This is a genomic window from Achromobacter sp. SLBN-14 (assembly GCF_006715415.1).
In the GTDB taxonomy this organism is placed as follows: domain Bacteria; phylum Pseudomonadota; class Gammaproteobacteria; order Burkholderiales; family Burkholderiaceae_B; genus Achromobacter; species Achromobacter mucicolens.
Genome location: NZ_VFNE01000001.1, coordinates 378,901 through 403,664 on the forward strand (window position 1 = coordinate 378,901; position 24,764 = coordinate 403,664).

General features: G+C 65.9%; 9 protein-coding genes. 5 read left to right on the forward strand and 4 right to left on the reverse strand.

Annotated elements, in window-relative coordinates:
- Window positions 1-75: 75 nt before the first annotated feature.
- The 3 genes from FBY20_RS01785 to FBY20_RS01795 all read left to right on the forward strand — a co-directional run bounded on the left by FBY20_RS01785 (window position 76) and on the right by FBY20_RS01795 (window position 16,500).
- Window positions 76-13,737: a retention module-containing protein gene (locus tag FBY20_RS01785; protein WP_142049632.1), complete on the forward strand. Its 13,662-nt coding sequence runs from the start codon at window positions 76-78 to the stop codon at window positions 13,735-13,737.
- A 103-nt stretch (window positions 13,738-13,840) separates the two neighbouring features.
- Entirely contained in the window at window positions 13,841-14,524 is a 684-nt protein-coding gene (locus FBY20_RS01790) for a transglutaminase-like cysteine peptidase (RefSeq protein WP_056315781.1), read from the forward strand.
- A 17-nt stretch (window positions 14,525-14,541) separates the two neighbouring features.
- Window positions 14,542-16,500 carry a LapD/MoxY N-terminal periplasmic domain-containing protein gene (locus FBY20_RS01795; RefSeq protein WP_056315778.1) on the forward strand — a complete coding sequence of 653 codons (1,959 nt, stop codon included), beginning with the start codon at window positions 14,542-14,544 and terminating at the stop codon, window positions 16,498-16,500.
- A gap of 69 nt (window positions 16,501-16,569) precedes the next feature.
- On the opposite strand, the gene FBY20_RS01800 is transcribed toward FBY20_RS01795, so the two are convergent.
- Genes FBY20_RS01800 through FBY20_RS01810 form a run of 3 tightly spaced genes read right to left on the reverse strand, consistent with a single transcriptional unit; the run spans window position 16,570 to window position 19,937 of the window.
- Window positions 16,570-17,409, reverse strand: a complete 840-nt coding sequence (locus FBY20_RS01800) for a M48 family metallopeptidase (protein ID WP_142049635.1) — start codon at window positions 17,407-17,409, stop codon at window positions 16,570-16,572.
- Between the two features lie 38 nt (window positions 17,410-17,447).
- Window positions 17,448-18,518, reverse strand: a complete 1,071-nt coding sequence (aroC, locus tag FBY20_RS01805) for a chorismate synthase (protein ID WP_056315774.1) — start codon at window positions 18,516-18,518, stop codon at window positions 17,448-17,450.
- Between the two features lie 36 nt (window positions 18,519-18,554).
- Window positions 18,555-19,937, reverse strand: a complete 1,383-nt coding sequence (locus tag FBY20_RS01810; RefSeq protein WP_056315772.1) for a bifunctional diguanylate cyclase/phosphodiesterase — start codon at window positions 19,935-19,937, stop codon at window positions 18,555-18,557.
- 533 nt (window positions 19,938-20,470) lie between these two features.
- Between FBY20_RS01810 and FBY20_RS01815 the strand changes: the two genes are divergently transcribed.
- Window positions 20,471-22,444, forward strand: coding sequence for an EAL domain-containing protein (locus FBY20_RS01815; protein ID WP_082586162.1), 1,974 nt, complete (start codon window positions 20,471-20,473; stop codon window positions 22,442-22,444).
- A gap of 62 nt (window positions 22,445-22,506) precedes the next feature.
- Window positions 22,507-23,970 (forward strand): sensor histidine kinase KdpD, encoded by a 1,464-nt coding sequence (locus tag FBY20_RS01820; RefSeq protein ID WP_254595435.1) that lies wholly within the window; start codon window positions 22,507-22,509, stop codon window positions 23,968-23,970.
- 24 nt (window positions 23,971-23,994) lie between these two features.
- Here FBY20_RS01820 and FBY20_RS01825 read toward each other — a convergent pair whose 3' ends face one another.
- Window positions 23,995-24,714 carry a response regulator transcription factor gene (locus tag FBY20_RS01825; RefSeq protein ID WP_043518814.1) on the reverse strand — a complete coding sequence of 240 codons (720 nt, stop codon included), beginning with the start codon at window positions 24,712-24,714 and terminating at the stop codon, window positions 23,995-23,997.
- Window positions 24,715-24,764: the final 50 nt, after the last annotated feature.

Genomic DNA, 24,764 nt, shown 5'->3' on the forward strand with positions numbered 1-24,764 from the left:
CAAGGACAATACCCGCCGCCAGCGGCGACCCGTAGTATCTGGCCATCTTGGATAACTCCCTGAAACGGAACCAACATGGCCAACTCTTCTCCCGCAGTCGTCAACGAAATCTCCGGTCGCGCGTGGATACGCAATAGCGACGGTTCCTTGACCGAACTGCATCAAGGCAGCAAAGTCCCCGCCGGCAGCGACATCGTCACTGCCTCGGGCGCCACGGTTTCGCTTCAGGTTGAAAACGGCATGCCGATCGTGATCGGCGAAGGCCGCGAAGTCGCGGTCAACGGCGACATGACCGGCCCGCTGGCCGATCCGACCGAAGCCGCGGTTGCGCCTCCGTCGGGCACCGATTCGGACCGCCTGCTGGCCGCCCTGCAAGCCGGCCGCGACCCGTTCGACGAACTCGATCCGACCGCCGCCGTCGTGGCTGGCGGCGGTGAGGCCGGCGGCAGCAGCTTCGTCCGTCTGGCCCGCATCCTCGAAACCACCAGCCCGCTTGATTTGGCCTACCCGAATCCGGCGCGCGGCGACGACACGCTGCCGCGGGTTTCCGGCGCGGCGCTGACCGCCGACGACGGCGACGCTGCTGCAGCTGTCCCGGGCAACACGCCCCCGGTCGCGCAGAACGACGGCGTCACCACCCGTCAGGACAATTCGATCAGCGGAAATCTGCTCGCCAACGACGCCGACGCCGATGGCGACGCATTGACGCTGGTTTCCGTCAACGGCCGCCCCATGACCAGCGCCGGCCTGACCGTGCCCGGCTCGAACGGCGGATCGTTCACGGTGTTCCCTGACGGTTCGTACGTCTTCAACCCCAATGGCGATTACCAGGCGCTGGGAGAAGGCGAGACCGCGAGCTCCACCATTTCCTACACGATCACCGATCCGTCGGGCGCCACCTCGACCGCAACGGTCGCCGTCACGATCGTTGGCGTGCTCGACGTGCCCACGATCGCCGTTTCGGACGCCGGCACCATCAACGAAGGCGGCAGCGCCACGTTCAACATCAGTCTGGGCAACACGATCGATCTGGACCGTGAAACGACCATCACGCTCAAGGTTGGTGGTCAGGTCGAACCCCAGGACGTCGGCGTGCCGGTCGTCACCATCGGCGGCGTGGCCGTGGCCGTAACTGCCAATGCAGACGGCACGTACAGCTTCCAGCTGCCCGCCGGCGTCACGAACGGCATCGTGGTGACGTTGCCCACGACGGACGACAACACTTTCGAGGGCAGCGAGACCCTGACGCTGGAGGCCACGCTCAGCGGCCAGGCCGCCAACGGCGCCCAGCTGCCCGCCGGCATCTCCGACACCGGCAACGCGACGATCGTCGATACCGACAGCACCGACCCGACCAACCCGAACCCGGGCGCCGACGTGCCGGCCCTGTCCGTCTCGGACGCGGGCGATGTCAACGAAGGCAGCGATGCCGTCTTCAACGTTGCCCTGACCAAGGCTGTCGACGCCGACACCACCCTGACGTTCACGCTGGGCGGCCAAATTGAAGCGGGCGATGTGGGCACCCCCACCGTCATGATCGGCGGCAGGCCCGCCACCGTCACGGCCAACGCCGATGGCTCCTACAGCGTCACGGTGCCTGCCGGCACGACCGGCGGCATCGTCGTCACGGTCCCCACCACCGACGACGCCGTGTTCGAAGGCCGTGAACAGCTGACGCTGGACGCCACGCTGACCGGCAGCTCCGCCAGCGGCATCGCCCTGCCTGGCAACATCACCGACTCCGGCAGCGCCGTCATCGTGGACGACCGCGGCACCGGCGCCGATGTGCCGGCCATCAACGTGTCCGACGCAGGCGACGTCAACGAAGGCAGCGATGCCGTCTTCAATATCGCGCTGACCAAGGCCGTCGATGCCGACACCACGTTGACGTTCACGCTGGGCGGTCAAATCGAAGCCGTGGACATCGGCACCCCCACGGTGATGATTGGCGGCCAGCCCGCCACCGTCACGGCCAATGCCGACGGCTCCTACAGCATCACCGTGCCTGCCGGCACGACCGGCGGCATCGTTGTCACCGTGCCCACCGCCGACGACTCGGTGTTTGAAGGCCGTGAACAACTGACGCTGGACGCCACGCTCTCGGGCAATACCGCCAGCGGCGTCGCCTTGCCTGGCAACATTACCGATTCCGGTAGCGCCACGATTGTCGATACGGAAAGCACCGACCCGTCGAACCCGAACCCGGGCGCCGACGTGCCGGCCCTGACCGTTTCGGACGCGGGCGATGTCAATGAAGGCAGCGATGCCGTCTTCAATGTCGCGCTGACCAAGCCGGTTGATGCCGACACCACCCTCACCTTCACGCTCGGCGGCCAGATCGAAGCCGGCGACGTGGGTGCCCCCACGGTCATGATCGGCGGCAAGCCTGCCACCGTCACCGCCAATCCGGACGGCACGTACAGCGTCACGGTTCCTGCCGGCACGACTGGCGGCATCGTCGTCACGGTCCCGACCACCGACGATTCCGTCTTTGAAGGCCGTGAACAGCTGACGCTGGACGCCACGCTCTCGGGCAATACCGCCAGCGGCGTCGCCTTGCCGGGCAACATCACCGATTCCGGTAGCGCCACGATTGTCGATACCGAAAGCACCGATCCGTCCAACCCGAATCCGGGCGCTGACGTGCCGGCCCTGACCGTCTCCGACGCAGGCGACGTCAATGAAGGCAGCGACGCCGTCTTCAATGTCGCGCTGACCAAGGCGGTCGATGCCGACACGACCCTGACGTTCACGCTGGGCGGCCAGATCGAAGCCGGCGACGTGGGTACCCCCACCGTGATGATTGGCGGCAAGCCCGCCACCGTCACCGCCAATCCTGACGGCACGTATAGCGTTACGGTGCCTGCTGGCACGACCGGCGGCATCGTTGTCACCGTCCCGACCACCGATGATTCGGTGTTCGAAGGCCGTGAGCAGTTGACGCTGGACGCCACGCTGACTGGCAACTCGGCCAGCGGCATCGCCCTGCCGGGCAATATCACCGATTCCGGTAGCGCCACGATTGTCGATACGGAAAGCACCGATCCGTCGAACCCGAACCCGGGCGCTGACGTACCTGCCCTGACCGTCTCCGACGCGGGCGATGTCAATGAAGGCAGCGACGCCGTCTTCAATGTCGCGCTGACCAAGGCTGTCGATGCCGACACGACCTTGACGTTCACGCTGGGCGGCCAGATCGAAGCCGGCGACGTGGGTACCCCCACCGTGATGATCGGCGGCAAGCCTGCCACCGTCACGGCCAATCCTGACGGCACGTATAGCGTTACCGTGCCTGCCGGCACGACCGGCGGCATCGTCGTCACCGTCCCGACCACCGATGACGCCGTCTTCGAAGGCCGTGAGCAGTTGACGCTGGACGCCACGCTGACCGGCAACTCGGCCAGCGGCATCGCCCTGCCGGGCAATATCACGGATTCCGGCAGCGCCACGATTGTCGATACGGAAAGCACCGACCCGTCCAACCCGAACCCGGGCGCCGACGTGCCGGCCCTCACCGTCGCCGACGCGGGCGATATCAATGAAGGCAGCGATGCCGTCTTCAACGTTGCGCTGACCAAGGCTGTTGACGCCGACACCACGCTGACGTTCACGCTGGGCGGCCAGATCGAAGCCGGCGACGTGGGCACGCCCACGGTCATGATCGGCGGCAAGCCTGCCACCGTCACGGCCAACGCCGATGGCTCCTACAGCATCACCGTGCCGGCTGGCACGACCGGCGGCATCGTCGTTACCGTCCCGACCACCGATGACGCCGTCTTCGAAGGCCGCGAACAACTGACGCTGGACGCCACGCTGTCCGGCAGCACGGCCAGCGGCGTCACCCTGCCTGGCAATATCACTGATTCCGGCAGCGCCACGATTGTCGATACGGAAAGCACCGACCCGTCGAACCCGAACCCGGGCGCCGACGTTCCGGCCATTTCCGTCTCGGACGCGGGCGATGTCAACGAAGGCAACGACGCCGTCTTCAATGTCGCGCTGACCAAGGCCGTCGACGCCGACACGACCCTGACGTTCACGCTGGGTGGCCAGATTGAAAATGGTGACGTGGGCACCCCCACCGTCATGATTGGCGGCAAGCCCGCCACCGTCACGGCCAATCCGGACGGTACGTACAGCGTCACGGTCCCTGCGGGTACGACGGGCGGCATCGTCGTTACCGTCCCCACCACTGACGATTCGGTGTTCGAAGGCCGCGAGCAACTGACGCTCGAAGCCACGCTTTCGGGCAATACCGCCAGCGGCGTCGCGCTGCCTGGCAACATCAGCGACTCCGGCAGCGCCACGATTGTCGATACGGAAAGCACCGACCCGTCGAACCCGAACCCGGGCGCTGACGTGCCGGCCCTGACCGTCTCCGACGCAGGCGACGTCAATGAAGGCAGCGACGCCGTCTTCAATGTCGCGCTGACCAAGGCGGTCGATGCCGACACGACCCTGACGTTCACGCTGGGCGGCCAGATCGAAGCCGGCGACGTGGGTACGCCCACCGTCATGATCGGCGGCAAGCCTGCCGTCGTGACTGCGAATGCCGATGGCTCTTACAGCATCACCGTGCCGGCTGGCACGACCGGCGGCATCGTTGTCACCGTCCCGACCACCGACGATTCCGTCTTTGAAGGCCGCGAACAGCTGACCCTGGACGCCACGCTGACTGGCAGCTCGGCCAGCGGCATCGCCTTGCCTGGCACCATCACTGACTCGGGCAGCGCCGTCATTGTTGACGACCATGGTTCGGGCGCGGACGTGCCGACCCTGTCCGTCTCGGACGCCGGTGATGTGAATGAAGGCAACGACGCTGTCTTCAACGTCGCCCTGTCCAAGCCGGTTGATGCCGACACGACCCTGACGTTCACCCTGAGTGGCCAGATCGAAGCTGGCGACGTGGGTACGCCCACGGTCATGATTGGCGGCAAGCCTGCCGTCGTGACTGCTAATGCCGATGGCTCCTACAGCATCACCGTGCCGGCTGGCACCACGGGCGGCATTGTCGTCACGGTCCCGACCACCGACGATTCCGTCTTCGAAGGCCGCGAACAGCTGACGCTCGACGCCACGCTGACTGGCAGCTCGGCCAGTGGCATCGCCCTGCCTGGCACCATCACCGACTCGGGCAGCGCCGTCATTGTTGACGACCATGGTTCGGGTGCGGATGTGCCGACCCTGTCCGTCTCGGACGCCGGTGACGTCAACGAAGGCAACGACGCTGTCTTTAACGTCGCCCTGTCCAAGCCGGTCGACGCCGACACCACCCTGACGTTCACGCTCGACGGCCAGATCGAAGCCGGCGACGTGGGCACGCCCACGGTCATGATTGGCGGCAAGCCTGCCACCGTCACGACCAACGCCGATGGCTCCTACAGCATCACCGTCCCGGCTGGCACGACCGGTGGCATCGTTGTCACGGTCCCGACCACCGACGACTCGGTGTTTGAAGGCCGCGAACAGCTGACGCTCGACGCCACGCTGACTGGCAGCTCGGCCAGCGGCATCGCGCTGCCTGGCACCATCACTGACTCGGGCACCGCCGTCATCGTTGACGACCATGGTTCGGGTGCGGATGTCCCGACCCTGTCCGTCTCGGACGCCGGTGACGTCAACGAAGGCAACGACGCTGTCTTTAACGTCGCCCTGTCCAAGCCGGTCGACGCCGACACCACCCTGACGTTCACGCTCGGCGGCCAGATCGAAGCCGGCGACGTGGGCACGCCCACGGTCATGATCGGCGGCAAGCCCGCCATCGTCACGGCCAACGCCGATGGCTCGTACAGCATCACCGTGCCGGCTGGCACGACCGGCGGCATCGTGGTCACGGTCCCGACCACCGATGACTCCGTCTTCGAAGGCCGCGAGCAGCTGACGCTGGACGCCACGCTGACTGGCAGCTCGGCCAGCGGCATCGCCCTGCCGGGCACCATCACCGACTCGGGCACCGCCGTCATCGTTGACGACCATGGTTCGGGTGCGGATGTGCCGACCCTGTCCGTCTCGGATGCAGGCGATGTGAATGAAGGCAACGACGCTGTCTTTAACGTCGCGCTGTCCAAGCCGGTCGACGCCGACACCATCCTGACGTTCACGCTCGGTGGCCAGATCGAAGCTGGCGACGTGGGTACGCCCACGGTCATGATTGGCGGCAAGCCTGCCACCGTCACGACCAACGCCGATGGCTCCTACAGCATCACCGTGCCTGCCGGCACGACCGGCGGCATCGTTGTCACGGTCCCGACCACCGATGACTCCGTCTTCGAAGGCCGCGAACAGCTGACGCTGGACGCCACGCTGACTGGCAGCTCGGCGAGCGGCATCGCGCTGCCGGGCACCATCACCGATTCCGGTAGCGCCACGATTGTCGATACGGAAAGCACCGACCCGTCCAACCCGAATCCGGGCGCCGACGTGCCGGCCCTGACCGTCTCCGACGCGGGCGACGTCAACGAAGGCAGCAACGCCGTCTTCAACGTCGCGCTGACCAAGGCTGTCGACGCCGACACGACGCTGACGTTCACGCTGGGCGGCCAGATTGAAGCTGGCGACGTGGGCACGCCCACGGTCATGATCGGCGGCAAGCCTGCCACCGTCACGGCCAACGCCGATGGCTCGTACAGCATCACCGTGCCGGCTGGCACGACCGGCGGCATCGTTGTCACGGTCCCGACCACCGACGACGCCGTCTTCGAAGGCCGCGAACAGCTGACCCTTGACGCCACCCTCTCGGGCAATACCGCCAGCGGCGTCGCGCTGCCTGGCAACATTACCGATTCCGGCAGCGCCACGATTGTCGATACGGAAAGCACCGACCCGTCGAACCCGAACCCGGGCGCTGACGTGCCGGCCCTCACCGTCTCCGACGCGGGCGACGTCAACGAAGGCAGCAACGCCGTCTTCAATGTTGCGCTGACCAAGGCTGTCGATGCCGACACCACGCTGACGTTCACGCTCGGCGGCCAGATCGAAGCCGGCGACGTGGGTGCCCCCACCGTCATGATCGGCGGCAAGCCTGCCACCGTCACGGCCAACGCCGATGGCTCCTACAGCATCATCGTGCCGGCCGGTACGACTGGCGGCATCGTCGTTACCGTCCCGACCACCGATGACGCCGTCTTCGAAGGCCGCGAACAGCTGACGCTGGACGCCACCCTCTCGGGCAATACCGCCAGCGGCGTCGCCCTGCCTGGCAACATCACCGATTCCGGCAGCGCCACGATTGTCGATACGGAAAGCACCGATCCGTCCAACCCGAACCCGGGTGCCGACGTGCCGGCGCTGACCGTCTCGGATGCCGGCGACGTCAACGAGGGCAGCAACGCCGTCTTCAACGTCGCGCTGACCAAGGCTGTCGATGCCGACACCACGCTGACGTTCACGCTCGGCGGTCAGATTGAAGCTGGCGACGTGGGCACGCCCACGGTCATGATCGGCGGCAAGCCTGCCACCGTCACGGCCAACGGCGATGGCTCCTACAGCATCACCGTGCCGGCTGGCACGACTGGCGGCATCGTCGTTACCGTCCCGACCACCGATGACGCGGTCTTCGAAGGCCGCGAGCAGCTGACGCTGGACGCCACGCTCTCGGGCAATACCGCCAGCGGCGTCGCGCTGCCTGGCAACATCACCGATTCCGGTAGCGCCACGATTGTCGATACGGAAAGCACCGATCCGTCCAACCCGAACCCGGGCGCCGACGTGCCGGCCCTGACCGTCTCGGATGCGGGCGACGTCAACGAAGGTAGCAACGCCGTCTTCAATGTCGCGCTGACCAAGGCTGTTGATGCCGACACCACGCTGACGTTCACCCTGGGTGGCCAGATTGAAGCCGGCGACGTGGGCACGCCCACGGTCATGATCGGCGGCAAGCCCGCCACCGTCACCGCCAATCCGGACGGCACGTACAGCGTCACGGTTCCGGCTGGCACGACTGGCGGCATCGTCGTTACCGTCCCGACCACCGATGACGCCGTCTTCGAAGGCCGCGAACAGCTGACCCTGGACGCCACCCTCTCGGGCAATACCGCCAGCGGCGTCGCGCTGCCTGGCAACATCACGGATTCCGGCAGCGCCACGATTGTCGATACCGAAAGCACCGACCCGTCCAACCCCAACCCGGGCGCCGACGTGCCGGCCCTGACCGTCTCGGATGCCGGCGACGTCAACGAAGGCAGCAACGCTGTCTTTAACGTCGCGCTCACCAAGGCTGTTGATGCCGACACCACCCTGACGTTCACGCTCGGCGGCCAGATTGAAGCCGGCGACGTGGGCACGCCCACGGTCATGATCGGCGGCAAGCCTGCCACCGTCACGGCCAACGCCGATGGCTCGTACAGCATCACCGTGCCGGCTGGCACCACGGGCGGCATCGTTGTCACGGTCCCGACCACTGACGACTCGGTGTTTGAAGGCCGCGAACAGCTGACGCTCGACGCCACGCTCTCGGGCAACACCGCCAGCGGCGTGGCGCTGCCTGGCAACATCACCGATTCCGGCAGCGCCACGATTGTCGATACGGAAAGCACTGACCCGTCGAACCCGAACCCGGGTGCCGACGTGCCGGCCCTGACCGTCTCCGACGCGGGCGACGTCAACGAAGGCAGCAACGCCGTCTTCAACGTTGCGCTGACCAAGGCTGTTGACGCCAACACCACCCTGACGTTCAAGCTCGGCGGCCAGATTGAAGCCGGCGACGTGGGCACGCCCACGGTCATGATCGGCGGCAAGCCTGCCACCGTCACGGCCAACGCCGATGGCTCCTACAGCATCACCGTGCCGGCTGGCACGACTGGCGGCATCGTTGTCACCGTCCCGACCACCGATGACGCCGTCTTCGAAGGCCGCGAACAGCTGACGCTCGACGCCACGCTGACCGGCAGCTCCGCCAGCGGCGTCGCCCTGCCGGGCAACATCACCGATTCCGGCAACGCCGCCATCGTGGACGATCGTGGTCCGGGCGCCGACGTGCCGACCCTGACCGTCTCCGACGCGGGCGACGTCAACGAAGGCAGCAACGCCGTCTTCAACGTTGCGCTGACCAAGGCTGTTGACGCCAACACCACCCTGACGTTCAAGCTCGGCGGCCAGATTGAAGCCGGCGACGTGGGCACGCCCACGGTCATGATCGGCGGCAAGCCCGCCACCGTCACGGCCAACGCCGATGGCTCCTACAGCATCACCGTGCCGGCCGGCACGACTGGCGGCATCGTCGTCACCGTACCGACCACCGATGATTCGGTGTTCGAAGGCCGTGAACAGCTGACCCTGGAAGCCACGCTCTCGGGCAACACCGCCAGCGGCCTCGCCCTGCCTGGCAACATCACCGATACCGGCAACGCCGCCATCGTGGACAGCCGTGGTCCGGGCGCCGATGTGCCGTCGCTCAATGTCTCCGACGCGGGCAACGTGACCGAAGGGAACACGGCGAGCTTCAACGTGACCCTGAGCAAGCCGGTCGATGCCGAAACGACGCTGACCTTCACGCTGGGCGGCCAGGTTACCGGCGCCGACTACGGCAAGCCCGTTGTGACGATCGGCGGAACGTCCGTGGCGGTGACGACCAACGCAGACGGCTCGTACAGCATCAAGGTTCCGTCCGGCACCACCGGCGGCATCGTCGTCCAAGTGCCCACGACTGCCGACGGCATCTACGAAGGCACCGAAAGCATGGTGCTCAACGCCACGCTCTCCGGTCAGACCGCTAGCGGTACCGCCCTTCCGGCAGGCATCTCGGACAGCGGCAATGCGGCCATCGTTGACATCAACAAGCCGCCTGTCGTGGGCAACGCGTCCGTCGCGGTGTCCGAGGAAGGCCTGAGCGGTGGCATCAAGGACGGCAATGGCACGTCCGACACCACCGATTCGGCGAAGGCCAATGGCCAGTTGAACATCACCGACGACAACAGCGGAGCTGCCTACACGATCACGCTGGTGGCGCCGGCCAATGGCAGCCTCAGCTCCGACGGCGTGCCAATCAACTGGACGCTGTCCGACAATGGCCATACGCTGACCGGCCGCGCCGGCACCACCGACGCCATCATCATCAAGATCGACAATGCTGGCGCCTACACGGTGCAGATGCTGGCGCCGGTGGATCATCCGGACACGACGCGTGAAGACACGGTCGGCCTGTCCGTGACCGTCAAGGTCGCGGACGGCGTCAATGCGCCCGTCACCACCACGCTGAACGTCACGATCGAAGACGATTCGCCTGTCGTGCAGCAGAACGCGCCCGTCAACGTCGAGTCCGCCGGCATTCCCGATGTCTATACCGGCAAGGTCTCCTTTGCCGGCTCTTCCAGCAGCGATAGCCAGTGGAAGTTCACGTTCGGCAACGGCGCCGTGGAAGTCTCGGCCAAGGGATTCACGTCGAATAACGACCTGACGCTGATCGACGCCAAGGTCAACCAGAGCACCGCAGGGCTGGGTGTGGCGAGCTCGGGCTCCCCGTATCACAACATCGCGAACGAGGTGGACTACCGCGAATTGAACGGCCAGGGCGCGTCGGAAGAACTGACGATCCGTCTGACCGGCGGAAAGATCGCCTACGGCGCAACCATCGACTTCGCCGCCATGTATGGGGGCGAAGTGGAAAGCGGCATCGCACGTTTCTACCGCGATGGCGTGTTGATCGCCGAACGCACCTTCACCTCCGACAAGAGCGGCGGCGACTACGCGGCGAACTTCCGGGTCGAGGAAGGCGGTTTCGACACGATCGTCGTGTCTGCCACGGACAACCACAAGAATTCGTCGAGCGACAACAGCGACTTCACGGTGACTGGCGTGACGTTCCTGGGCAGCCAGGATGTCCATGCCATCGCCTACGCCGACGGCAACCTGCAATTTGCCTACGGCGCTGACGGCCCCGGCACGCTGAAGCTGACGGGCGTGGAAAGCGGCCTGACGACGCGTGATGGCGGCGCAATCAAGACCAATGTGGCTGCCAACGGCAACCTGATCCAGGGTCTGGATGCGTCGGGCAATCTGGTGTTCGAGATCCGCCTGACGCCGGCCACCGGAAAGTGGGAGTTCTATCAGTACCAGCCCATGAACGGCACGGCCAACAAGCTGATCGACTTCACGTACCAAGTGACTGACGCGGATGGCGATTTCGCAAACGGCCAGTTCCAGGTTGGCGGTGTCGAGCCCACGGGCCCGACCCTGACGATCGAAGACAACAATGCCGGCGCCCCTGGCGTCCTGAGCGTGTCCGAAGCACAGGCCACCGGCAGCGGTTCCTTCGTGATCACCGCGGCAGCCGGACTGAAGTCGATCTCGATCGACGGCACCGGCAACGCCGACGCGACGCTTACTCTGGACCGCCTGGCGGGCCTGTCGAGCAACCCGCTCACGCTGACCACCAGCAAGGGCACGCTGACGCTCACCGGCTACGACGCGGCAACCGGCAAGGTGACCTACACCTACCAGACCAGCGGCGCGCAGCAACACACCGGCGACGACACCAACGTCCAGGACCACTTCGCGATCACGGTCGAAGACAAGTTCGGCGGCAAGGCGACGGGCGACCTGGGCGTGCTGGTGACCGATACGGCGCCCAACCTGGTCCCGATTGCCGACAGCTCCGCGCTGTCGTCACGCGGCACCAACATCATGCTCACGCTGGATACGTCCGGCAGCATGAACTACGGTAGCGGTGTCTACAGCAACAAGCGTGAGCTGACGCGCCTGGATGTACTGAAATCCTCGGTCGCCAAGCTGCTCGACCAGTATGGCGAGTCCGGCGACGTGCGCGTCATGATTGTCGAATTCAACTCGTCCGCGAGTCAGAAGGGCGGCGGCTGGATGTCGCTGGCCGCAGCCAAGACGCTGGTCGATGGCTTGAGCTACGGTGGCGGCACCAACTACGAAGCTGCGCTGAACACCGCCATGACGGCGTGGAACAACTCTGGCACGGGCAAGCTGGAAGGCGCCAATGTCCAGAACATTTCCTACTTCTTCACCGACGGAAATCCTGAGAACGGTCCCGTCTACGCCCCTCAGCAGGCGACGTGGGAAAAGTTCCTTACGGACAACCAGATCAATTCCTACGGCATCGGTCTTGGCACCAGCGCCACCGGCACGTACATCGATCCGGTGTCCTACAACCCCAGCAAGCCGCAAGACAGCAACACGATCATCGTGAAGGACTTGAACGGTCTGGATACGGCGATTTCGGACACCATCGCACCGCCGATCGTCGGCGACATCTCGGCGGGCGGCACGTTGGGCGCCGACCTGGCCGGTGCGCGCATCACGCAACTGGTGATCGACGGCAAGACGTTCAACTACGACGTTTCGACCAACAAGGTCACGGCCAGCTCCGGCGCGACCTTCACCTTCGATTCGGCCAAGTCTGAACTGACGGTGACGACGTCGCACGGCAAGTTCACGATCGATCTGGCGGGTGAAAACCTGGGCGATTATCGCTACCAGCCGCAAGCCGCCGGCACCGACACCGTCCAGTACACGGTCAGGGATGGCGACGGCGATACGGCAAGCTCCAGCCTCACGCTGACGGTGACGGCGCCGGTTTATCAAAACCCGGATGCCGTGAACGACACGGTGATCACCAACATCCTGAGCCCGCAATTGACGGTTCAGGCCGGATCGCTGCTCGCCAACGACGTGCGCGGCACGGGCGCGTTGACGATTGGGCCGCTGACGGTGAATACGGGCTGGAAGGATAAGGGAGGCGACTTCATAGCTTCGTCGGTCAAGGAGCTTGGGTTCGCGGGAACGAACGGCAACGTCAATGCGAACAAGTTCCTGACGGTAGATCGCGCTGATCTGGCCCAGATCGGCCAGAATCGGGCTCAGATCAAGGTAGATGGATACCTCGCCAGCGTGGGCGCTAGCCGCAGCAACGATGAGGACACCATCACCTTTGCCATGAAGGCTGGCGAAGTCCTGACGCTGAGTCATGACATGCAGGAGAACTGGGTTCGGATGGAGTATCGCCTCGCCGGAACGTCGGGTCCCTACAAAGCGCTGCAGAGCGGAGACAGCATCAGCCCCACGGCCGATGGCCAATACGAAATCCACCTTGTCAATCTTGACGACAACGGCTCGGGTTGGTTTGGTGACGGCCCGGAGAATTACATTCTCACGATGACCGTCGACTATTCCCGCGCATCTGCCGTTGCCGACACCGTGGCCAATTCCTCGTACACGATCAGTACGGCGGACGGCCATAGCGATAGCGCCAACGTGTCGGTGGCCTATCAAGCGGGCAGCAGCCTGCTGGGCACCGACAAGAGCGAGATCCTGCTTGCGGGAGATGGCAACGACACCCTGAATGGCGGCAAGGGCAACGACGTGCTGATCGGCGGCAAGGGCCACGACACCCTGATCGGTGGCGACGGTTCCGATACGTTCCGCTGGGAGTTCAACGATCAGGGAACCACGTCCAACCCGGCCGTGGACCGGATCAAGGACTTCTCGCTGGCCAAACCCGCAGACGGCGGCGATGTGCTGGACCTGAAGGACCTGCTCGTGGGCGAGAAGGATGGCAATCTGTCCAACTACCTCAACTTCAAGCAGGATCCGGCCAACGCCAACAATACGATTCTCGAGATCAACACCAAGGGCCAGATCGGCCAGGGTGCCGATCAGAAGATCGTGCTGGAGGGCGTCGATCTCACCCACGACGTCCACGGTCAGGCCGTCAGCAACCAGGCCATCATCAACGACCTGCTGCAGAAGGGGAAGCTGAACGTCGATCATCATTGATCATCGACGTGACGGGAGGGCCGGCCCAGGCCTTACCCTCCCGCCCGACGCATTTTTTCAAGGGCACGTCCAAGATGCCCGAAAAAATGTGAAAATCCGTTTCATGCCCCCAACCCGCCGTTTTCGTAGCGCGCTGACTCTGTGCCGTGTGGCGCTGCTATGCCTGGCTTGCGGGTGGAGCGGCAGCTCGGCGCTGGAGATCAACACGGACAGGCTGCAAAGCCTGTCCGCCAGCCGCTACGGCGCCAAGGGCGCAAAGTCCGTATCGAACTGGCTGCAATTGCTGCGCAGCCCCGCTCCGGCATCGGATCGCGACCGCCTCACCGTCGCCAACGACTTCTGGAACCGCGCCTTGCTCTCCGGCGAGGACTCCATCATCTGGAAGCAGGCCGATTACTGGGCCACGCCGCTGGAGTCGCTGGGCCGGGGCGCCGGCGATTGCGAAGACTATGTCATCGGCAAGTATTTCACCCTGCTCTCCATGGGGGTGCCGGCCAACAAGCTGCGCTTCATCTATGTGCGCGCCCGCATCGGCGGCGCGGCCAGCAGCAGCCAGGTGGCCCACATGGTGCTGGGCTATTACGAAACCCCGAATGCCGTCCCGCTTGTACTGGACAGCCTGATTTCAACCATCCTGCCGGCCACGCAGCGGCGCGACCTGACGCCGGTGTTCAGTTTCAACGCCGACGGCGTCTACGTGGACGGCAAGGCGGCCGCGCCTGTCGACCGCCTCAGCCGCTGGCGCGACCTCCTTCAACGCATGGAACGGGAAGGCATCCGCCCCTGACGTCCGGAAACAAGACTATGTCCATACTTCGACAGCTACTGCTCAGCGTGACCCTCGCCATCAGCGTCATCTTGCTGGGAACGCTGGCGCTCAGCGTCAACTCGGCGCGCGAGTACCTGTCGGGCCAGCTTCAGGTGCAAAGCACCGACGCGGCCGTATCGCTGGCCCTGTCCTTGTCGCAGCCGGCGAACAACGACCCGGTCGTGCAGGAACTGCTGGTGTCCGCGCTTTACGATGGCGGGCACTTTTCGCTGGTGCGCCTGACCGATCCCGACGGCAAGGTGCTGATCGAACGCAGATCGACCGCCACCGCCGCGTCCGTGCCGGCGTGGTTCCAGGCGCTGGCGCCGCTGGATAGCCAAGCGGCCAGCCATGCCGTCAGCGACGGCTGGCGGCAGATCGGCGAAGTCACCCTGATCGCCAACGACGCCTACGCCTGGGAAGCCCTGTGGCGCAGCAGCCTGAAGATGATTGCGCTGGTGGTCGGCGCGGGCATCCTTTGGGCCATCTTCGCCTTCGTTTTGGTCGGGTGGATCAAGAACCGTCTGCTGCGCGAAATCAGCGACCACGTCCGCGGCATCGGCCGGGATGCGCCGGGCGAGCAGGTCGAGGCGCGGGTGCCGGAACTGTCCGGCGTGGTGCAGGCGTTGAACCAGACGCGCGAGCGCATCCACGCCAGCGTCGAAGAACAGAACGCCAAGATCGAGTCGCTGGAACTGGAGCTGAACCAGGACCCCGTGACCGGCTTGCCCAACCGAAAGTACTTCGTCAACGAGTTCCGCCGCGCGCTGGAAACCCGGGCGGCGGGAACGTCGCGGGTCGATGGCGGGCATGTGCTGGTGTTCCGCCAGCGCGACCTGGCCGACCTGAACCGCCACATGCCGCGCGAATTCATCGATCAGTGGCTGCGCACCGCCTGCGAACGCATTCAAGGCACGCTCAAACGCATGCACGTCGCCGCGCCCATGCTGGCGCGGCTGAATGGATCGGACTTTGCGCTGCTGCTGCCGGGCTGCGCGGCGCCCCAAGCCATGATGGTGGCCGAGCAGGTCCGGGCCGACCTGCATGCCTCGCGAATTCCAGTCGGCGAAGGTCATCTTTGCCGCTGGGCGCAGGCCATGACCGACTACGGACACGGCAGCCAGGCTGGCGCCGTGCTTGCCCGCCTGGATTTCGGCCTGATGCGCGCGGAAAGCGCTGGCAACGACCAGGTCGTCATCGCGGGCGCCACGGACACGCATTCGCCGTCGGAAGCCGGCGAGCGCGCCTGGAAGGACGCCATCCAGACGGCGTTGGAAGGCCGTCACTTCGAACTGTCGACCGAACCCTTGCTGGCGCTGAATGGTCGCGTCGTGCGCACCGAAGCCATGCTGATGCTGCGCACTGCCCCGGATCAGGAGCCGATCCCCGCCACGCTTTTCATTCCGCCGGCGGTGCGGCTGGACCTGGTGGCCGAGTGCGATCTGGAAGCGGTGCGGCTGGGCCTGGAATGGCTGGCCAGCCACGCGGGCGAGCTCGCCGTACGTGTGTCGCTGCCGTCGCTGCGCGGCCAGAAGTTCTTGCGCCAGCTTGCGTTGCTGCTGACCGAAAACCGGCCGCTTGCGCGCCGCCTGTACGTGGAAATCGACGCGCACGGCCTGGTGGAATGCCACGAGCAGATCACCGCGTTTGCCCGCGTCGCCGCGGAGTTCGGCGCCCGCATCGGCGTGCGCCGGCTGGCGCAGCAGTTCGGCGCGGTGGCGCAACTGCACACGCTGCCACTGTCCTACGTGAAACTGGGCGGGGGCTTCGTGGGCGGCATGTCGCAAAGCCCGGGCAGCCAGCAGCTCACGGCCTCGGTGCTGGAAACGGCCCGGTCGCTGGGGATTGCCGTCTATGCGGAAGACGTGCCGGATGCGGAAACGCAACGCATCCTGCAAGGGCTGGGCATCGACATCATGCGAGGCCAGGGCGTCAAGACGGCAAGCGTGGAGTAAGCGGGACGGTCCGGGCTGGGCCCGGCAAGCCGGCGGGCGCCCCAACCGGAGCGCCGCGCCCCCGCGCGATCAGCGCGCGGCTTGTCCCTTGGACTGCTCGTAAAGCGGCATCACCTTCTGCGCCGCCGTTTGCAGGTCGCTGATGCGCGAAGCTGCCGAGGGGTGGGTGGACAGGATCTCGGGCGGTGCGCTGCCCTGGCTGGCAGCGCCCATCTTCTGCCACAGCGTCACGGCCGCACGCGGGTCGTAACCTGCCCTGGCGGCCAGTTCAACACCCATGCGGTCCGCTTCGGTCTCGTGCGTGCGGCTGTTGGGCAACGTGAACATCACATTGGTCAATTCGCCGCCCAGGTCCGACGCGGCCGACGATCCGGTGGCAATGGACAACACCTGCAGGCCCAGGCTGGTAGCCATCTGCTGTGACACGCGCTCGCGGGCGTGTTCACGCAACGCATGGGCGATCTCGTGGCCCAGTACCGCAGCCAGCTCATCGTCGGTTGGGTTGATCTTGGAGATCAGGCCGGTATAGACCGCGATCTTGCCGCCGGGCATGCACCAGGCGTTGACCTCGTCGCTGGACAGCACGTGGACTTCCCATTTCCAGCTTGTGGCATCCGGACGGAACACGCCCGCCTGCGCGATCAAACGCTGCGAGATGCCGCGCACCCGCGCCACCTGCTTGGCATCCTTGTCCAGCAAGCCCTTGGACTTGGCCTGCTGCAGGATCTCGGCGTATTGCTGGGTTGCTTCCTGTTCCAGCGCCTGCGAAGGCACCATGCTGGACATGTACTGGGTGCGGTTGACGCCCACGGTGCCCGACTGCGTGGTGTTCATGCCGGTGCAGCCCGCCAGCACGGCCAGCGACAGCACGGCTCCGGCATTGCGCAGAAAATGACGCTTCTGTTTCATGTCGGCCTCCAAGCCATTTTCAACAACGGAAAAACGTATCAGACCGAGGCGGCGCCGCACTGCCCGCGATGGCGCAGCGCGTGGTCGATCAGCACCAGCGCCAGCATCGCCTCGGCGATCGGCGTGGCGCGGATGCCCACGCAGGGGTCGTGACGGCCCAGCGTCTGCACCATCACCGGCTCGTTGGCGCGGTTGACCGAGCGGCGCTCGACGCGGATGCTGGAAGTGGGCTTGATCGCGAGCGACACGGTGATGGGCTGCCCGGTGGAGATGCCGCCCAGCACGCCGCCGGCGTGGTTGCTCAGAAAGCCTTCGGGCGTGATTTCGTCGCCGTGTTCCGAGCCGCGCTGCGTGATGCAGTCAAAGCCTGCGCCGACGGAGACGCCCTTGACCGCGTTCAGGCCCATCATGACGTGGGCGATGTCGGCATCGAGGCGGTCGTAGATGGGTTCGCCCCAGCCGGCCGGCAGGTTCTCGGCAACGACCTCGATCCGCGCGCCGATGGAATCGCCGTCCCGGCGCAACTGGTCCATGTAGGCTTCCAGTTCGGGCACGACCTCGGCGTTGGGCGCATAGAAGGGATTGTTGGGCACTTCGTCCCACGAAACGAACGGGATGGCGACGGGGCCGAGCTGGCTCATGTAGCCGCGCACCTTGACGCCGTACTGCTCGGCCAGCCACTTCTTGGCGATGGCGCCGGCCGCCACGGTGGGCGCGGTCAGGCGGGCCGACGATCGTCCGCCGCCGCGCGGGTCGCGCACGCCGAACTTGTTCCAGTAAGCGAAGTCGGCGTGGCCGGGCCGGAAGGTGTCCTCGATATTCGAGTAATCCTTGCTGCGCGCGTCGGTATTGCGGATCAGCAGGCCGATGGGCGTGCCGGTGGTGACCCCTTCATACACGCCGGACAGAATCTCGACCTGATCGGCTTCCTGGCGCTGCGTCACATGGCGCGAGGTGCCCGGACGGCGGCGGTCCAGTTCGAACTGGATGTCGGCCGCGGTGAGGGCCAGCCCCGGGGGACAGCCATCCACGACGCAACCGATGGCCGGCCCGTGGGATTCGCCGAAATTCGTGACGGTAAAGAGAGTTCCTAGGGTATTGCCGGGCATAAGGAGTCAACAGGTCGGGTTTGCAAGCAACCCCGATTATGACACCGCCGCAGCCAAAGCCTGGATTTCGGCGGCCGGCGCAGGCCGCCCCAGCAGAAAACCCTGCATCACCCGGCATCCCAGCGACTTGAGGATTTCGCGCTGGCCTTCCGTCTCGACACCTTCGGCCACGACCGGCAGGTGCATCGCCTGACACAAGCCGAACAGGGCGGAAACCACCTCGCGGCTGCCGGCGTCCGACTCCAGGGCGGAAATAAAGCTGCGGTCGATCTTGACCCAGTCGATGGGCAGATGGCGCAGATGGTTCAGGCTGGAATAGCCGCAGCCGAAGTCGTCCAGCGCCACCCCGATACCCATGTCGCGCAGTGTGTTCAGGATCTTCACATGCCGCTCGTAGTGCAGGATGAAGATGGATTCGGTGATCTCCAGCACCAGCTTGCACGGCGCTAGGCGCGTGGCGGCCAGCACGTCCGACACCAGTTGAACCAGCCCGTCCTCGTTCATCTGCTTGACCGACAGATTCACGTGCACGCGCCACGCAGCCGGCCACAGCGCCGCCTGCGAGCAGGCGCGCTCCAGGATCCAGGCGCCCAGCGGCACGATGAGGCCGCTGCGTTCGGCCAGTTCGATCGTCACGGCGGGCGACACGCTGCCCAGTACGGGGTGATGCCAGCGCAGCAGCGCTTCGCACCCCTGCACCACGCCGCTCGCGCTGTCGCAGACCGGCTGGTAGTAGAGCTCGAACTGCTCCATGGCCGGCGTTGTCAGGGCCAGCCGAAGGTCGTTTTCCAGGCCCTGCTGGTCCCGCTGGCGTGCCAGCAGCCGGAAGTCGAAGAGATTCCAGCCCTGGCCGCCCTGATCCTTGAGCGGCACCATCGCGACCTGCACGCAGCGCTGCAATTCCTCGACGCTGCGGCCGTGGGCCGGGTACAGGGCGGCGCCGATGCGAAAGACGGCAATAAGGGGACGGGCGCCCAGTTCATAAGGCACGCTCAGGTCGGCCAGCAGTTTGGCAGACACCTGGGCAGCGCCCTCCTCGTCAACGCCGGGCACACAGACGGTGAACGAGTCGGTCCCGGTGCGTGCGGCCATGCCCCCGAGCGCGCGGGCGACCAGGCTGATGCGATCGGCCACCTGAACCAGCAGCGCCTGATCTTCACCGGCCCGCAGCATGGCGCTGATCTGGGCATAGTGTTCGAAGCTGACGAGAAAAAAGGCGCCGCGCCGGGTCGTGCCCTGCGGCTGGCCCAGCCAGGCGCGCACGCGACGATGCAGCTCCTGCTGGCTAAGGAGGCCGGTCAGTTCATCCCGCGTCAGGCGTCGGCGCAGCGCGCGCTCGCGGCGGAAGAACAGCAGACTGATCGCTGCAAGTGCGCCCGCGAGCGTCAGGCACAGTGCGAGCAGGTAACTCTCACGCACGGAGCCCCCTATCCATAAGCCCCCGGCGTTGCGGCCCGACCACGGGCCCGGGGGCTGTAACATATTTTAAATTATGCATTGTTTTCGCAAAAAAACGCCACATTTCGGAGGCAACGCGCCCCTTTTATCCTGACTTTCCTTGGATCCTTGTTGCTCGCTTCGGGCATGGCGGCCCCCTGGAAGGCGATCGCCGGCCGGTTCTTTCGCCACGCCTCGGTCCATCTACGACACTGAAACCCGAAAAATTAATACGCAGTGTCTCAATAGTTCTCAACCGGTCCATTCTCACGAGCGAAATAATTACACACCTTGTCTGATATGACCGAGGATTTCGTAATATTCTGTGCGTTCTGTGACAACCTCTGTTTCCTGCATCCGCGTCGTTGACGGTCGTTTCGTAACGTGTGTCACGTTTGATATCCAGGTTTTTTTATCCCGCGCAGGCGCCCTTGCCGCCTGATGCCCGTTGAAGCCGCAGTGGACACCTGTCCGCGTCCGCTGCCGCGTATACCCAGACAGGGACTCGCAAGTACATGTCCACATTACGCCGGCTGCTTTTCTGCTCTGCCCTTCTGATCGGCTTCATCCTGCTCGGCGCGCAAGCCCTGGGGATGCTGGCGGCGCATCGCTATCTGAATACCCAGCTTGCCCAGCAAAGCGAATCGGGCGCCAACGCGCTCGCCTGGGCGCTGTCGCACAGCACGGGCAGCCATCGAGAGCAGATCGAACTTGCCGATCAGCTGTTTGGACAAGGCCTGTATTCGCTGGTCAATATCACGAACGAAGGAAACGCGATCCGCGTGGAGCGCCGCACTGGACCCGCAGCCGGCACCGGCCAAGAGTCCGACTGGCGCGCCGCGTGGCTGAACATGGAGGCGCCCGCCGTTTCGCGGCCCTTCGTCATTCCGGGCGGCCAGGCCAAGGGCGTCCTGACGGTGCAGGCCGATGCGCGGATGGCGCGCGACACCCTGTGGCAAGGTGGCGTGCGGGTGCTGGGCCTGGTGCTGGCGGCCGCCGCATTCTGGGCGCTCTTCGCGACGAACCTTGTCCGCTGGATCGAAGCCCGCACCTCCCGCGACATCTGCGAGCGCGTGCGCGCCCTGGCGCCGGGCGCGGACGCGCAGTTGACCGGTTCATGCGAAGTGCCGGGCGTGGACCAGGCGCTTGTCGATGCGCAACGCCGCGTCGCCGCCACGGTCGAGGAACAGAATGCCCGCATCGAATCGCTGCAAAGCGAGATCTACCGGGATCCCATCTCCCGCCTGTCCAACCGCAAGCATTTCGTCGACCAGTTCCGGCTGGCGCTGGCCGACAAATCCGATGAGGCCGGCGGCCATCTGCTCATGTTCCGCCAACGCGACCTGGCGCAGATCAACCGCCACCTGTCGCGCGCCTTCACCGACCAGTGGCTGCGCTCCTCGTCGGATCGCCTGCGCAAGCTGGTGCAGGAATTCGGCGGCCCCGGGACGCTGATTGCGCGCATCAGCGGATCGGATTTCGCCTTGCTGCTGCCGCGCACCTCGGCGCCGCAAGCCAGCGTGCTGGCCGAGCGCGTGCGCCGCGAACTGAGGTCGCTGCGCGTGCCCATGGACAAGTTCGGCTGGTGCCGCTGGGCGTTGGCCATGGCCGCATTCGCGCCGGGCGACAACATGAGCGACATCCTGGCCCGCCTGGACCACGCGCTCATGTGCGCCGAAAGCGCCGATGACGACCAGATCACCCCGGCGAGCCAGGCCGCCGACAGCACCCGCATCGGCGAATACAGCTGGCACGACGCGTTGATCACGGCGCTGGAGCAGCACCGGTTCTCGCTGTCGGCCCAACCCTTGCACGACCTGTCCGGCGCGCTGCTCCAGCACGAGGCCAGCCTGACGCTGCATGACCTGTCCGGCACCGATCCCGTGCCTGCCTCGATCTTCATGCCGCCCGCCGTGCGCCTGGGGCTGTCCGCCGAATGCGATATCCAGGCGATTCGCCTGGGCCTGGACTGGCTGTTCACGCATGAAGGCGCGCTGACCGTGCCGGTGTCGCTTGCCACGCTTGCTCAAGGATCGTTTTTCGGACGCCTGGAACGCATGCTGGCAGACCGGTCCACGCTGTCGAGCCGGCTGATCCTGGAAGTCGAAGCCGCGGGCCTCGTCGAACAAGGCGCCGACGTGCGCCAGCTCTGCGATATCGTCACCGGCGCCGGCGGGCGGGTCGGCGTATCGCGGCTGTCGCAGCAGTTTGGCGCCATGGAACACCTGCACGAATTCCCGGTTTCGTACGTGACGCTGAGCGGCAGCTTCATCAGCGGCCTGCTCCATAGTCCCGGCAGCCAGCATCTGGCCGCCACCGTCGTCGCCACCGCGATGACGCTCGGCATGTCGGTCCATGCCGCCGACGTGCCGGACGCCGCCACGCAGCTCATCTTGGAGGGAATCGGCGTCCGCGCGATAAGCGGCGCTGTCGTAAACTCCGCCCACGCGCAAGACCTCGCGCACGATCATCAATGGGTTCCTAGTTGACGGAAGGACTGTTTCTTCGCACCCGCTGGCATTGTCGCCACCTGCGCCCCAGCCGTCCCGGCGTGTTCCGGACATCCGTCTGGCCGGGATTCGGCCTGCTGCTATGCGCCCTTTTCTGGCCTGCCCATGCGCTTGCCTACGGACTGAATGCCGGCTACGACGGTCTGCACGCCGGCCTGACTGCGGGCGTCGCGATCGCCTGCGCGGTGACGTGCGGCGTGGCCTGGGCGCACACCCGCAACGCATTGTTCGCGGCGGGCATGATCTTCGCGCTGCTCGAAGGACTGTTCCGCTCCCTGCCCGAGCTGATGCCGCCCGGCGCGCTGCAGGCCGCGTCCTACGCCGCCTTGCTTGCCCTGACCGCGCCGCTGTTGCAGGGATCACGCCTTGCGGCCGGTCTGGGCGCCGCATGCCGGTGGATCAGCATCTTGTTGTCCGGGGTGGCCGCCCTGGCGCTGATCTTTGTGTACGAAACCGAATCCGGCGTGCTACCCGCCTCCATCGCCGGCGTGTGCGCCGCGCTCAGCGTGCCGCTGGCGATTTGGTTTCTGGCCAGCGCGATCCGGCAGCGCGCCGGCCGCCCGGCCAGCCTGACGCTGGCGCTTGCCTATGCCGTATCGGCCTGGGTTCTGGGACACGACGCCTGGCACGCCGGCGGCGCGGACGCCGCGGACGCCGGCATGGAAGTGCTGAGGCTGATGCTGGTGTCGGGCGCGCTGCTCTGGGTTGCCCTGGACGCCTCCAATACCGCCGCGTCCGCCCGCAAGACAGGCGCCGGCTCGGACGCCGAACATCTGGCGCAAGGCGAACTGCGGCTGGCGGAACTGGCCGGCGCGCTGGACGCGCAGCGGCAAATGAACGCACTGATCTCGCACGAGCTGCGCGCGCCGCTCGCCACCATCAGCGCCGCCGCGCAATCCCTGGACATGATTCTGTCGGACAGCGGCGAAACCGTGGACACGCGGCTGGCGCGCATTCACCGCTCGGTCGGAAGGATGACCGAACTGATGGACCAGTTGTTGAACCAGGACCGCCTCGAGGAACACGCCTGGAGCCCCCGCGGCGAACAGACCGACATGGCCGATCTGGTGCGCGACGTGGTGAACGCCATGCGGCCGGATACCGCGCACGCGCTGGTGCTTGAAGCGCAAGCGCCGCAACCGGTCTTTTGCGATCGGCCGCTCACCAGCGTGGTCGTACGCAACCTGATCCACAACGCCATCAAGTATTCGCCGGCCAACGAGCCCGTGCGGATCGAAACGGGGCACACGCGCATCGGCGAAACACCCATGACCTGGGCGGCCGTCGTGGACCGTGGGCCCGGCATCGGAGAAGAAGAACAGGCCCGAATCTTCGAGCCGCGCTTTCGGCGGTCCGCGCATCGCGAAACCCAAGGCATGGGGATCGGGCTGTATCTGGCCCGGCGCATCTGTCAAAGCCAGGGCGGATCACTGACGATGCAGAGCAAGGTGGGCGTGGGCACGCGCTTTGTCATCACCCTGCCCTCAAACGGCCCGACGGCCTAGACGCCGCCCGGGCGGCGGCCTGGATCAGGCCGCGAACACGTAGCCCTGGCCGCGCACCGACAACACCGGCAGCTTCAAGCCCGCGCTTTGCGCCTTGGCGCGCAGACGGCTCACCAGCACGTCGATACGCCGCAACTCAAACCCGCCCGGGCTGTCCGGCAGGAAGAGTTCGGCCAGCGCCTGGCGGCTGACGGCGCTGCCTGCGGCGTCCATCAACGCCACCAGGAACGTCCGTTCCTGCGCGCTCAGGTGCAGCGAGGCGCCGTCCGGCGCCACCAGAATCCATCCGCCGTCCTGCAACGACCAGTTCGTGTCCGCCGACGCGCGCGTTTCGGCATCGGCCGGCCGCGGCGCCTTGGCCAGACGCATGCGGCGCGCCAGGCTGCGAATGACGGAGCTTAGCTCCAAGAGGTCCACCGGCTTGGTCATGTAGACGTCGGCGCCGCCTTCCAGGCCGCGGACGCGGTCCTCAAGGGCGCTGCGGCCCGTCAGCATGACGATGCCCACGGGGCTCAGGGCTCGCAGGCGGGTCGCGACGGAAAAACCGTCTTCGCCGGGAAGATGGGCGTCCAGGATGACGATGTCGCAGGGCTGCTCTTGCAGCCGGCGGTAGAACGCGACCGCATTGTCGCAAGCAAACGCCACGCGAAAGCCATAGCCGCCCAGGCCCAACGCCAGTTCCTCGCGGAAATCGGCGTCGTCCTCAAGCAGACCAATACATAGCAAACCATCTGCACCAGGCATATTCAGAGTGCTTTACCTTGAAATTGTCGACGAAAACCCTGGAGCGCCCA

Excerpts from the sequence above, each read along its gene's own strand:
- FBY20_RS01785 (WP_142049632.1), top strand. The coding sequence starts at position 76 with ATGGCCAACTCTTCTCCCGCAGTCGTCAACGAAATCTCCGGTCGCGCG.
- FBY20_RS01790 (WP_056315781.1), top strand. The coding sequence starts at position 13,841 with ATGCCCCCAACCCGCCGTTTTCGTAGCGCGCTGACTCTGTGCCGTGTG.
- FBY20_RS01795 (WP_056315778.1), top strand. The coding sequence starts at position 14,542 with ATGTCCATACTTCGACAGCTACTGCTCAGCGTGACCCTCGCCATCAGC.
- FBY20_RS01800 (WP_142049635.1), bottom strand. The coding sequence starts at position 17,409 with ATGAAACAGAAGCGTCATTTTCTGCGCAATGCCGGAGCCGTGCTGTCG.
- aroC (WP_056315774.1), bottom strand. The coding sequence starts at position 18,518 with ATGCCCGGCAATACCCTAGGAACTCTCTTTACCGTCACGAATTTCGGC.
- FBY20_RS01815 (WP_082586162.1), top strand. The coding sequence starts at position 20,471 with ATGTCCACATTACGCCGGCTGCTTTTCTGCTCTGCCCTTCTGATCGGC.
- FBY20_RS01825 (WP_043518814.1), bottom strand. The coding sequence starts at position 24,714 with ATGCCTGGTGCAGATGGTTTGCTATGTATTGGTCTGCTTGAGGACGAC.